The sequence below is a fragment of the bacterium genome, from assembly GCA_036504735.1.
In the GTDB taxonomy this organism is placed as follows: domain Bacteria; phylum Electryoneota; class RPQS01; order RPQS01; family RPQS01; genus DASXUQ01.
Genome location: DASXUQ010000005.1, coordinates 24,004 through 36,187, shown reverse-complemented (window position 1 = coordinate 36,187; position 12,184 = coordinate 24,004). Strand labels below are relative to the sequence as shown.

The window sequence follows — 12,184 nt, the reverse complement described above, 5'->3', positions numbered from 1 at the left end:
GTCAGGGCAACAGCGTTTGAGTTATGCCCGCGCCTTGAAAATGGCTGAGCAGCAGGTTCAGCGACGGCTGCATACGGGACAGCAGCGGATCAGGATACACACCAATCAGAATCGTCAGCGCCACGAGCGTCCCGATCACCAGACCCTCGCGCAGCGTCACATCCTTCAAGCCGAGGTTGATCTCGTGCGTCACTTGTCCGAAGAAGACGCGCTGATACATCCACAACAGGTAGACCGCCGCGAAAATAATTCCCGCAGTGGCAAAGACCGCATACATCGGATGGGCCGCGAACGCGCCGAGCAGAATCAGGAATTCACCCACGAAGCCGTTGAGGCCGGGAAGCCCGATGGAGGACAGGGCAACGATCAGGAATAGCACGGCATACACTGGCATCACCTTGGCGATCCCGCCGTAGTCGGCCTGCAAGCGCGTGTGCCGCCGGTCATAAATCACACCCACCAGCAGGAACAGCGCCCCGGTGGAAATTCCGTGGTTGACCTGCTGCAGCAGCGATCCGGACAGACCTTCCATATTCAGGGCAAAGGTGCCGAGCATGACAAAGCCCAGATGCGCCACCGAGGAATAGGCAACCAGCCGCTTGATATCCTTCTGGATCATCGCCATCAGCGCGCCATACAGAATGCCAATCACCGCCAGCACGCTGATCAGCGGCACAAACTTCGTTGCAGCGCCGGGGAACATCGGCAGACAGAAGCGCAAAAAGCCGTACGTTCCGAGCTTCAGCAGCACGCCCGCCAGCATCACCGAACCGGCGGTGGGAGCTTCTGTGTGAGCATCCGGCAGCCAGGTGTGCAGCGGGAACAGCGGAACCTTAATCGCAAAGGCCAGCGCAAAGGCAAGGAACAACCATGTCTGCACCTCCATCGGGAACTTCGCCTGCTCTGTCGCCAGCAGCAAGTTGAAGGTGTGATGCCCGGTGGCCGGATCGGTGGTGTTGAAATAGATATACAGAATACCGGCCAGCATCAGCACGGACCCGGCCATCGTAAACAGGAAGAACTTAATGGTCGCGTAGATCCGCCGCTCGCCGCCCCAGATGCCGATCAGCAGGAACATGGGCACCAACTGCACTTCCCACATTACGTAGAAGACGAACAGATCCATCGCGCAAAACACGCCGATCAACGCCGCTTCCATCAGCAGGAACAGGAAATGGTATTCCTTGATCCGGTCTTTGATGCTGCTCCATGAGCTGATGACGCATAACATGGTGAGCAGCGTCGTGAGCATCACCAGAAACAGGCTGATGCCATCCACGCCCACGTGCCAGTCTATTCCGAGAGAAGCAACCCACGGCGTCCGCTCTACCATCTGGTAGCCGGCTTCGCCCGGAGTAAACTGCGCATACATCACCAGCGATGCGGCGAAGGCGGCAATCGATCCGAACAGCGCTATCCAGCGGATCGCGGCCGCATTCGTCCGGGGAACCGCGAGGATAACCAGCGACGTCAAAAAGGGAATTGCGATGAGGAGGCTGATGATCATTATCTCAGTGCCACCACGATAAAGGTCGCCAGAAGCGCCAAAAGTCCGAGGCCCATAAACAGGGCATAATTCTGCACCACGCCGGTCTGTCCGCGCCGCACCACGCCACCGACCCCTTGGAAGAAGGTGCCCGTGCCGTTCACCAGCCGGTCAATCACTCCCAGATCGAAATTGTGCGCCAGCCAGTCCGAGCCCCGCACAATCGGCTGCGAAATCAGAGTGTCGTAAATCTGATCGACCCAATACTTGTGCTCGAGAACATCATGAGCCTTGGTCTCGCCCAGCTTCTTGACCGCTTCCGACTTCTTCATGTACCACGAATAGGCGAGGAAGATGCCCACCAGCGCCACGATCACAGAGACCGCCATCACGCCGTATTCGACGCTCACATCCTCGTGCAGTTCCAGGCCTTCCACCGGCGCTTCGGTGCGGACCACCGTGCTCAGCCAATGGCCAAAGGCATCGTTGCCGCCCAGAGAAGCCGGCAGGCCCACATAGCCGCCCAGAATGGCCAGCGCCGCCAGAATAATCAGCGGAACCGTCATGACTTTGGGAGACTCATGCACATGATGTTCGGCGGCCTTGGGGCCTCGGAAGGAACCGTAGAAGGTCAAATAGAGCAAGCGGAACATATAGAAGGCCGTGCAAAACGCCGCGGAAAGACCGATAATCCACAGCACATAGTGCTGCCCGCTGAACGTCTTCCACAAAATCTCATCCTTGGAGAAGAACCCTGCCAGGCCGGGAATGCCCGCAATCGCCAGCGTACCGATCAGAAACGTGGCAAAGGTGACAGGCATCTTCTCCTTCAACCCGCCCATCTTGCGCATATCCTGTTCGCCACCCACGCCGTGAATTACCGATCCCGATCCCAAAAACAGCAGGCCCTTGAAGAAGGCGTGCGTCATCAGGTGGAAGATCGCCGCCGTAAAGGCTCCCACACCGCAGGCAAGGAACATATATCCGAGCTGGCTGACCGTCGAATAGGCCAGCACCTTCTTGATATCGTTTTGAACAAGACCAATTGTCGCGGCAAACAGCGCCGTAGCCGCTCCTACAATCGCCACCACCGTCATCGCCGTGGGCGAAAGCTGGTAGAGGAAGTTCGAGCGCACCACCATGTAAACGCCGGCGGTGACCATCGTCGCCGCATGGATGAGCGCCGACACCGGAGTCGGACCCGCCATAGCATCCGGCAGCCAGACATACAGCGGGAACTGCGCCGACTTGCCCACCGCGCCCATAAACAGCAGCAGGCAGATGGCCGTGATTCGCGCCGGATCCGCGGTCGTGGCCGCGCGGGCCACCTCCGAAAACTGCACGTTGCCGAAGGTGGTCCAAATCAGAAAAACCGCCAGCAGAAAGCCGAAATCGCCGATGCGGTTGACGATAAACGCCTTCTTTCCCGCCGACGCTTTGGCCTCATCGCTGTACCAGAACCCGATCAGCAGATAGGAACTGAGCCCCACGCCTTCCCATCCGACAAACATCAGCAAATAGTTATTGCCCATTACCAGCAGCAGCATGAAGAACACGAACAGGTTCAACTCGATGAAGAACCGCCGGAACCCCGCGTCGCCATGCATGTAGCCAATGGAATAGATATGGATGAGAAAAGAAACGCCCGTGACAATCAGCATCATCACGAGCGAGAGGGGATCAATCAAAAAGGCCACCGGAGCCGCGAACTTGCCTGCCGCGATCCAGGTGAAGAGGGTCATCTCGAAGGAGCGCCCCGCGGGCAGCATCCCGAGGACTTCAATAAAGCATCCGGCGGTAACGGCAAAGCTCAAACCGATCATGGCGGCCGCCAGAGACCCGATAGCCTTCTCGCTCTGGCCGCGCATGACAAAACCGTTGAGCAGCACACCCAACAGCGGAAACAGGGGAATCAGATACGCCAGTTCGAGCATGTCACCACTTCAACAGCTTGACTGAATCACTATTCATTGTGCCGCGATGCCGAAAAATCGAAATCAGAATCGCCAGGCCTACCGCCACCTCTGCCGCCGCCACGCACAAAACAAAAAAGACCAGCACCTGCCCCATCGGATCGCCCCGGAACCGCGCCACGGAGACAAAGGTCAGATTGACCGAGTTCAGCATCAGTTCCACAGACATCAGAATAACGATGAGGTTCTTGCGGGTCAGAACTCCGAGCACGCCAATGGAGAACAGCACCGCCGCGAGCAACATGTAGTGGGTTAGCTCAACGTGCATCGGGCGTCTCCTCCGCGTCCTGCTTGCGAATCAGCGCCACCGCACCGATGACAGCCAATAGCAGCAGCACCGATACCACTTCGAAGGCATACAAGTATTTCGCGAACAGCGCATTACCCACGTCTCCCACCTTGCCGAACTCAGACGGCAACTGGCTGGTGACCACCGCCGATGACGCACCGCTCATTACAGACACGAAGGCGGCGGCCAAAATAAGTACGGCCACGGCAATTCCTCCGGCCTTCCAGCCGGCGGGGATATGCTCTTCGATTGGCTTGAGATTCAGCAGCATGATCACGAACAGAATCAGCACAATCACAGCCCCGGCATACACGATGACCTGAATAGCCGCCACAAACGGGGCGGCCAGCAAAACATAAAGCCCCGCCACGCAAAACAACGTTACCACCAAATACAGCGCGCTCGCCACAGGAGCGGGGCTGGTAATGGTCAGCAAGGCTGCCAAAATTGCGACGAGGCCAAGGATTGCGAAAAGGGCTGTTTCCATGCAGGCTCAGGGAAAGACGGCGCGTTTATCCTGTTGAATGAATCAGATGACTAATATACCCAAAAACCCAATTAAATTCAATGCTCCGGACTAATCGTCGCCGCGATAGCGCGCATGTGGTTCAATTCGGAGAGGAATTCGTCGAGGTTCTCGTAGCGTTTGAACACCGAGGCAAATCGCACATACGCGACTTCGTCTACCGACACCAGGGCTTCCATAATCCACTGGCCAATCAGCGACGAGCTGACTTCCCGGCTTTCGGACGCATGCACCTTGCTCTCGATAATGGCCGTGATCTGTTCCATCTGCTCGGCGGTGACCGGGCGTTTGTTGCAGGCGATGGTCACCCCCCGCAGCACCTTCCTTCGGTCAAAGGGCTGACGCCCCCCGTTGGACTTGACCACAAAGGCGGCCTGTTCCTCCGGTGCCTCATACGTCGTGAACCGGCTTCCGCAGGCGGAACACTCCCGGCGCCGGCGTATTTCCCTGCCCTCACGTGCGGGCCGGGAATCGATTACCCGGTCCTCATCCGTACCGCAAAACGGGCACTTCATCTTGCCCTCCGTCGTTGCACAGACACTGCTGCTGAATCTCGGCGGCTAATCAAGGGCTGACACGGCGCAGCACATCACGCTCCCCGCAGCACCAGAGGCTTTGGGTATAGTTCAAACTGCCGAACCAGATCCGCCACTTCGCCGCGAACGGCGGTCAGCGTGGCGTCATCGTCCATATGGTTCAGCACCCGGTCAATCAACCGGGCAATGGCCTTCATCTCCGTTTCCTTCATTCCACGCGTGGTCACTGCAGGTGTTCCGACGCGAATTCCCGAGGTCGTCATCGGCTTCTGCGGGTCAAACGGCACCATGTTCTTGTTCACAGTGATACCCGCCTTCTCCAAAGCCTTCTCCGCCGCCTTGCCCGTCCAACCCTTGGGGGACAGATCGATCAGGATCAAATGGGTATCGGTTCCCCCGGAGACAAGATTGTATCCAAGGTTCAGCAGTTCCTGAGCCAGCACGGCGGCATTCTTCACCACCTGCTGGGCATAGGCCCTAAACTCCGGTGTCAGCGCCTCGCCGAAGGCCACGGCCTTAGCCGCGATCACATGCATCAGCGGTCCGCCCTGCACACCGGGGAATACCCACGAATCAAGGGCATCGGTAATCGTCTTCGGCTTGGCCATGCCCGGCAGCACGATCTCGCCGCCGGTTTCCCGGGACAGCAGCATGCCGCCGCGCGGTCCGCGCAGCGTCTTATGCGTCGTCGAGGAGACCACATGGCAGAAGGGCACGACGTCCGGATGCACCTTACCTGCAACAAGCCCCGCAAAGTGGGACATATCGCAGACCAGATACGCGCCGATTTCGTCGGCCAGTTCGCGGAACGGGCCCAATTCCCAGGCACGCGGATATGCCGACGAACCCGTCATAATCAGCTTGGGTCGGACTTCGCGGGCCGTCTTGGCCAGTGCGTCAAAATCAATCCGCCCCGTCTCCTTCTTGACACCGTAGCTCACCACATGGTAAGTTCGGCCTGAGAAGTTCACCGGAGAACCGTGCGTAAGGTGCCCGCCGTGCGCCAGGTCCATGCCCATGAAGGTATCGCCCGGCTTCAACAGCGTGTAGTACAGCGCCATGTTAGCCTGCGCGCCCGAATGCGGCTGCACATTGGCCCACGTTGCGCCAAACAGGCGGCACACACGGTCAATCGCCATGCGCTCGGCTTCGTCCACAAACTCGCAGCCACCATAGTAGCGGTGCCCGGGAAGGCCCTCCGCGTACTTGTTGGTCATCACGTTGCCCATCGCTTCGAGAACGGCGGTGGACACAAAATTTTCCGACGCGATCAGCTCGAGGCCGGTGTTTTGCCGCACGCGTTCACGGTCAATCGAGGCATAAACCTCGGGATCGGAATCTTGGAGGTGTTTTTGCGAAATCATGTGCTGTCCTTTATCAATCCCCTCGACGGTCGCGCTCAGGCATCACTTCGGGATGCGGGGCTTCGTCCGTTCGAACCAGGTTTCACTCATCTCAAGCTGCAAAGAGCCACGGAAAAAGGTCTCCTTTGCTCCAAGCTTGGTCTCGTCCTGTCCGCGCATTCCGCCTTCAGCCGCAATATGCAGCCAGCCCGCGTGGCCCGCGATGGGCACCGACAAGCCCGCCGTCACGGCGTAATCCGACACTGCCGCGCCGTTGCGCAACGGCCAGTAGTGCTTCCGATAGTAAAGTCCCGCGCGATACGCCCACGTCTCAAAACCGGTAGCTGCCGGAGCCTTCCCTGCCATCCGCTCAAATCCCACGGATACAAACAACGGGTTCTCCGGTGTAATCGTCCCCGCCGAGTCCGAAATGATGCCGAGGTCTCCAGCCGCCCACTGCCCCGCGCGGACATCTCCGACACCCACAAAGCGGGGTGACAACTTGTAGCAGGCCCCGAAATCGATTTCGCCGGGAGCGTCCCCGCTGCGGCTGCGGTGGATCGTCGTACCGCCGCCCTTGCTGTTCGTGTAATCCCAATGGCCGGGAATCCGTGGCCGGTAGACCAAACCTAATCCCAGTTTCGGTGTGGCTTCATAGTAACCGCCCAGACCGAAGGAAAACCCGCGAAAGGTTTCGATCTCGCTGTAGCCCACGCCGTAATAGTAGGAATTCGCTTCCACCGACGGCAAAGCCAGCGTCCGGTCGCGCTCGTTGCGCAGCAGGATGTACGCGGTGGACAATCCCACGGCCAGCTTGTCCGACACTTTGACCGAGTTTTCAAAGCGCAGATCCACGCGGCTTCCCTGCCACGCATCCTGCTCTTCGAAATGGACGGTATCGGATCGGGTATGCGCCGTATCCTGAAAAATAGCCGTGCGATTTTCGAACAGCCGCAAATCCATGTGATTCCGCGGCACGGCTCCAAGGCCCATTCGCCACGACTTCAGCACGGGGAAATAGACGAAGAAATCCTGCCAGACGAATTCTCCATCCGAATCCTTGCGCCCATTGGCAGACGTCTCCCACACGCCGACCTGTCCCGCCATGCGCAGCAGCGTCCGCACGGAGTACGCCGACAAGGCCGGGTTGTCCGAGTTGAACGACATGGAATCGGCCAGGCCAAGTCCGCCGCCGCCCAATCCTTGGGCGCGCGTGCCACCGCCAACCAACTGTTCCCCGACGCCGTTGCCGGAGAACACAGATCCGCCCGCCATGACGGGAGCGGATATCGCCGCCAAAAGCAGCGCGATCAGTGCGAGATTTCTGTATACCAAATGTAGAGCTTCGGTCGTTTGTTTACGTCCACCGCATCCGCCCCAAAAAATACTTCCCGCTCCAGCGTGTTCAGCTCATCGGAGGCAAAGAATTGCAATCCACCGTTGCGCGCGGGGTTGGAAATCCACGTCGCCACGGCTCCGGTGACGTCAAGAATAAATTCGGAACTGGTAACATCCCACGTGCCATTGGTGCTGGCTTCCGGCCCAAGTTCGCTGTTCAATTGCAGGCTGTCCGGATGGGCGACCCACGTCGTGTCATTCAGGAAGCCGTGCTTAAGCAGCACGTTCTCGCCCGTGTACCTAATCATCAGTGGACTGGTGGTATCGGCAAACATGTGCAGCTCCGCCCGGCTGACCGCCCGGCTGAAGTTGGTAACCACCGTGTCCAGCGGAAAGTACAGTGCGGCGCGCTGGGCCATGCCTTGCGTTACCAGCAGATGTTCATGGTGAGCATCCGGCTCATTGATATCCGTGGAGTCGATGACCAGATAAGCGTCATGTAATGCCCCGGCAGTCACCGTCGTGTCCGGCGAGAACGTCGAGTCGTTCACGCGGGCCGAACCATGAATGATCAGGGCCGGCGCATATTCCGGATGCACGCCCGACGGAATCTCATGGCTGTAAAACTCGATGAAACCGCCATGTCCCCCGGGTTGGTCAGACCGTGGTTCGATCACCAGGCCCTTACCCGAGTCTGCATGCCACTTGTGCCACATCTCCTGCGGATTCTTGATGGGAATAGTGAGAAATGTGTCCGTCGCGCTGGCCAGCACCGAGTCGAGAATCGGATAGCTCTCACGTCCGGGCAAGGATCCGGGGATCAGCGTGCCCTGTGTCCAGATCACCGAATTCGGGATTTCCCGAATGCGCACTTGCAGTCCGGGAAAACCTGTAGTGGGCCAAACCTTGCCGCGATACAGCCGGATCTCCATGCTGTCCACCCGCACGCTGTCCGGCAGCCCGGTCGTAGCGTCGAAGCGGATCGCCGTGAAGGCGAAAAGATTCTTCGCGTCCCCGATCTCCAGCGACGTTCCGTATCCATTCGTGAACGGCGGATGCCAGTCCGTAGAATGGGTAGGATGGCCACTCAAAATCGCAAACTTGTTCTCGGTGGTGCCCGTAATGGCATTCGAGCCAATATCGGTCTCACGCTGCGCGCAGCCCAAAACAAGCAGGGAAATCAGGGAAAGCAGAAAGAGAAAATGGCGGAAATTCAACGGTGGGGGTATCTAAGTGAAAAATATTCAAAGACTAAAGTTTGAAATCGTGTTTAGAATATACGAAACACGTCTATAATTGTCAACAAATTATAGAACTTGATTCTAAAGCAGATTTCGAGCGGCCCAAAGCGCGATTATCCGCCCTTGGCCATAAGTTCAAAAAACTCGGCATTCGACTTCGTGTCGCGCATTTTGTCGAGCAGGAACCGCATCGATTCCACCGGGTTACTGTGGTCCAGCACCGTCCGCAGCGCATACATCTTGGAAAGCACCACATCCGACAGCAGCAACTCTTCGCGCCGCGTGCCCGACTTCATCAGGTCAATCGCCGGGAAGATTCGCATGTCTGCCAGTCTCCGGTCGAGCACCAGTTCGAGGTTGCCGGTGCCCTTGAACTCTTCGAAGATGACTTCGTCCGCGCGCGATCCCGTGTCAATTAAGGCCGTAGCGATGATCGTCAGGCTCCCGCCTTCCTCGATATTGCGCGCCGCGCCGAAGAACCGTTTGGGTTCATAGAGCGCATTGGCGTCGACGCCGCCCGACAGCACCCGGCCCGAATGCGGCATCACCGCGTTGTGGGCGCGCGCCAGGCGGGTGATCGAGTCCAGCAGAATCACCACGTCGCGTTTCATTTCCACCAGCCGCTTGGCCTTCTCCAGCACCATGTTGGCGACCTGCACGTGCCGTTCCGCGCGCTCGTCGAAGGTCGAAGATACCACCTCGCCCTTCACGCCGCGCTCCATGTCCGTCACTTCTTCGGGCCGCTCATCGATCAGCAGCACGATCAGAATCACATCCGGATGATTTTTGGCGATGGAATTGGCTACCGCCTGCATGATCATCGTCTTGCCCGTGCGCGGCGGCGCCACGATCAACCCGCGCTGTCCCATGCCAATGGGCGTAAAAATGTCAATCACCCGCAATGATACATCTTTCGCCACCGTCTCCAGTTGAAACTTGCGGTTGGGATAGAGCGGCGTCAAATTGTCGAAGTGAATAATATCCTTGACCGACTCGGAATCGGCCATATTCACCGACTCGACCTTCAAGAGCGCAAAGAACCGCTCGCCCTCTTTCGGCGGACGGACCTGCCCCGACACCAGATGGCCGGTGCGCAGTCCGAAGCGCTTGATTTGGGAGGGTGACACATACACGTCATCCGGGCTCGGCAGGTACGAGGCCGACGCGCTCCGCAGAAATCCGTAGCCGTCCGGCAGGATTTCCAGCACGCCGGAGGCCAGAAGCACTCCATCCTTCGCAGCTTGCTTGGCGAGAATCTTGAAGATCAACTCATGCTTCGGAAGACCTGACAGATCGGGGATCTCCAGCTCCCGGCCCAGCCGGATGAGATCAGGTACACCGAATGTTTGCAGTTGGGTAATGTCCATAGCTTAGAATGGATTTATGAAGAGGAAAAAACTTGCGTATAACATGCGCCGGATCGCCCGGGAAATCTGCCTACGGGATGGCGCGGCGATGAGGCGGAACCTGTGCGGAATGAATAGTAATCTGGTTGGGGAACGCTTCGGTCGGAAACAGATCCGACACCACGCGCTCCAGCGCATCGTTGATGTCGGTCGAATAGATCGTGACGGTGCCCGGCTTGTCCGAAGACTGCAACTCGCCCCGCGCCGCCAGAATTTTTTCCAATTCCACCGCCGTCACGCGCGGCGTATTGATAATCTCTACCCCATCCCCGAGAATGTCCTTGAACATCCCCTGAAAATATTCGTAGTGGGTGCATCCCAGCACCAGCGTATCCACGTTGGCTTCGCGCGCCGGCACGAGGTAATGCTCCACAATCTGCCGGGGAATCTGGCCCTCGGTCCACCCTTCCTCCACCAGCGGCACCAGCAGGGGCGCGCCGTTGGCCACCACGTGCAATCCCGCGCGCATTCTCTCCAGTGTCTTCTCATAGGCGCGGCGGCGCACGGTAGCCTTGGTCGCCAGCACGCCGATTCTGCCGGACTTCGTGGCGTCCGCCGCAGCTTGGGCCGTCGGTTCAATGACTCCGATCACCGGCACCGGACTGCGGGCAATGGTCTCCTCCAGACTCACCGATGAGACCGTGTTGCAGGCAACCACCAGAGCCTTGGGATCGTGAGACAGCAGGAAGTCGAAACACTCCGAGGCGAAGCGCGCGATGAGCGAAATACTGAGCGCCGCGTAGGGCACTCGCGCGCGGTCTGCCAGAAACAGCAGATTTTCGGACGGAAGGCGGCGATGAATTTCTGCCGCCACGGTCAGTCCGCCAAGACCGGAATCGAAAATGGCAATGGGCCGCGAAACAGATTCGGGAGTCATCGGGAAGCCGCCGTCTCCAGTTTTGTTTTCATATCGAGGATCGAATTCAGAAGCGCCTCGGCAATCGCCTGCCGCCCCTGCTCCGAAATCAGTATTTTGGCATCCGAAGCACTCGACAGGTAGCCGCACTCCACCAGCACCGCCGGCATCTGCGCCCCCATCAGTACATAGAATCCCGCCTGATCCACGCCGCGTGAGGCCAGTTTGCATCGTGTCGCCGTCTGCGCCGTCGCCTGCGCTGCCCACGTTTCGCTGTCTTTCAGGTTCTGACTCGTTGCCATACTGAGCAGGATGTAATTCTCCTGCGTCAGGTCGCGATACTCCGCGCCGGTATCTTCGAGCTTCACCACGCTGTTCTCGCGCACAGCCACTTCCACCGCTCGCGCCGTACGGGCAGGCTTCAGGCAATAGGCCTCGACTCCGTGGACGCTCTTGTCACGGTTGCTGTTGCAGTGGATCGAGAGAAACAGGTCGCCATGCATCGAGTTCGCGTAATGTGTACGGTCCTGCAAAGAGACAAATTCATCTTTCGACCGCGTCAACCTCGCCGTCAGCCCTTTCTTCTCGATCAGAGCCGTCAGCCGCCGCGCGATGTCGAGCGTGATGGACTTTTCGTGCCAGCCCGGAGGTCCCGGAGCGCCCGGATCTTTGCCGCCATGACCCGGATCGACAATGATCGTATGCAGGGCCCAGCGTTCCGCACCGTCGCGCGGCTTAGCCACGGTTACCGACAGGGATGCCACCATCAGCGTAAGCCCGTTGTTCATCAGGCGCACATCCGGGCCGAAAAGAGCATCAAGGTTTAATGCCGGAAGCCACAGGGAGCCATCCCAAGTCTCGGGCGCAATCCGCATCTGAACATAGCGGCCATTTACTTTGGCAAAGGGGTTGTCCGTTCGGAAGGCAACTTCGGCCCCGCGCAGAGACACCGTGCACAGACTTTCCGACTGGAGAACCCTCCAGTCCGCCAGTCGCGCCAGAGTCCGCAACGGAATCAGCGCTTCACTTCCGCGCATTTGGAGCGGCAGACTGCCTGCGGGCTGTCCTGCGCTGTCGGTAACGGCGATGACGTCTTCGCCATAACCCGCCACGCACACCAGCAGCACCGCCGCCAGCACCCACACCCACCGCCAACCGCCGCCTGTTCTTGCCATGATCATTCGCTTGCC

11 protein-coding genes are annotated in these 12,184 nt (G+C 58.8%); all 11 read right to left on the bottom strand.

Going from position 1 to position 12,184, the window contains the following annotated elements; all coding sequences use genetic code 11:
* Nucleotide 1 precedes the first annotated feature (1 nt).
* Nucleotides 2-1,507 (bottom strand): NADH-quinone oxidoreductase subunit M, encoded by a 1,506-nt coding sequence (locus VGL38_01960; GenBank protein ID HEY3294183.1) that lies wholly within the window; start codon nt 1,505-1,507, stop codon nt 2-4.
* Nucleotides 1,507-3,420: an NADH-quinone oxidoreductase subunit L gene (gene nuoL / locus VGL38_01955; protein HEY3294182.1), complete on the bottom strand. Its 1,914-nt coding sequence runs from the start codon at nt 3,418-3,420 to the stop codon at nt 1,507-1,509. Before nuoL ends, VGL38_01960 begins: the two co-directional genes overlap by 1 nt.
* Nucleotide 3,421: 1 nt before the next feature.
* Nucleotides 3,422-3,727: an NADH-quinone oxidoreductase subunit NuoK gene (gene nuoK / locus VGL38_01950; protein HEY3294181.1), complete on the bottom strand. Its 306-nt coding sequence runs from the start codon at nt 3,725-3,727 to the stop codon at nt 3,422-3,424.
* Entirely contained in the window at nt 3,717-4,235 is a 519-nt protein-coding gene (locus VGL38_01945) for an NADH-quinone oxidoreductase subunit J (GenBank protein ID HEY3294180.1), read from the bottom strand. Before VGL38_01945 ends, nuoK begins: the two co-directional genes overlap by 11 nt.
* Before the next feature lie 77 nt (nt 4,236-4,312).
* Nucleotides 4,313-4,789, bottom strand: a complete 477-nt coding sequence (nrdR, locus tag VGL38_01940; protein HEY3294179.1) for a transcriptional regulator NrdR — start codon at nt 4,787-4,789, stop codon at nt 4,313-4,315.
* A gap of 74 nt (nt 4,790-4,863) precedes the next feature.
* Nucleotides 4,864-6,174, bottom strand: a complete 1,311-nt coding sequence (gene glyA / locus VGL38_01935) for a serine hydroxymethyltransferase (GenBank protein ID HEY3294178.1) — start codon at nt 6,172-6,174, stop codon at nt 4,864-4,866.
* A gap of 42 nt (nt 6,175-6,216) precedes the next feature.
* On the bottom strand, nt 6,217-7,488 hold the full coding sequence (locus VGL38_01930; GenBank protein HEY3294177.1) for a hypothetical protein: 1,272 nt from the start codon (nt 7,486-7,488) through the stop codon (nt 6,217-6,219).
* Entirely contained in the window at nt 7,464-8,708 is a 1,245-nt protein-coding gene (locus VGL38_01925; protein ID HEY3294176.1) for a hypothetical protein, read from the bottom strand. The genes VGL38_01930 and VGL38_01925 overlap by 25 nt, the downstream gene beginning before the upstream one ends.
* Before the next feature lie 137 nt (nt 8,709-8,845).
* Nucleotides 8,846-10,099, bottom strand: coding sequence for a transcription termination factor Rho (gene rho / locus VGL38_01920; GenBank protein ID HEY3294175.1), 1,254 nt, complete (start codon nt 10,097-10,099; stop codon nt 8,846-8,848).
* A 70-nt stretch (nt 10,100-10,169) separates the two neighbouring features.
* The gene (gene murI, locus VGL38_01915; GenBank protein HEY3294174.1) at nt 10,170-11,015 is read right to left on the bottom strand and encodes a glutamate racemase; all 846 of its coding nucleotides are present in this window, start codon (nt 11,013-11,015) and stop codon (nt 10,170-10,172) included.
* Nucleotides 11,012-12,169, bottom strand: coding sequence for an N-acetylmuramoyl-L-alanine amidase (locus tag VGL38_01910; GenBank protein ID HEY3294173.1), 1,158 nt, complete (start codon nt 12,167-12,169; stop codon nt 11,012-11,014). Before VGL38_01910 ends, murI begins: the two co-directional genes overlap by 4 nt.
* Between the last annotated feature and the right edge of the window lie 15 nt (nt 12,170-12,184).

Excerpts from the sequence above, each read along its gene's own strand:
- nuoK (HEY3294181.1), bottom strand. The coding sequence starts at position 3,727 with ATGCACGTTGAGCTAACCCACTACATGTTGCTCGCGGCGGTGCTGTTC.
- nuoL (HEY3294182.1), bottom strand. The coding sequence starts at position 3,420 with ATGCTCGAACTGGCGTATCTGATTCCCCTGTTTCCGCTGTTGGGTGTG.
- murI (HEY3294174.1), bottom strand. The coding sequence starts at position 11,015 with ATGACTCCCGAATCTGTTTCGCGGCCCATTGCCATTTTCGATTCCGGT.
- glyA (HEY3294178.1), bottom strand. The coding sequence starts at position 6,174 with ATGATTTCGCAAAAACACCTCCAAGATTCCGATCCCGAGGTTTATGCC.
- VGL38_01945 (HEY3294180.1), bottom strand. The coding sequence starts at position 4,235 with ATGGAAACAGCCCTTTTCGCAATCCTTGGCCTCGTCGCAATTTTGGCA.
- VGL38_01910 (HEY3294173.1), bottom strand. The coding sequence starts at position 12,169 with ATGGCAAGAACAGGCGGCGGTTGGCGGTGGGTGTGGGTGCTGGCGGCG.
- rho (HEY3294175.1), bottom strand. The coding sequence starts at position 10,099 with ATGGACATTACCCAACTGCAAACATTCGGTGTACCTGATCTCATCCGG.
- VGL38_01960 (HEY3294183.1), bottom strand. The coding sequence starts at position 1,507 with ATGATCATCAGCCTCCTCATCGCAATTCCCTTTTTGACGTCGCTGGTT.
- nrdR (HEY3294179.1), bottom strand. The coding sequence starts at position 4,789 with ATGAAGTGCCCGTTTTGCGGTACGGATGAGGACCGGGTAATCGATTCC.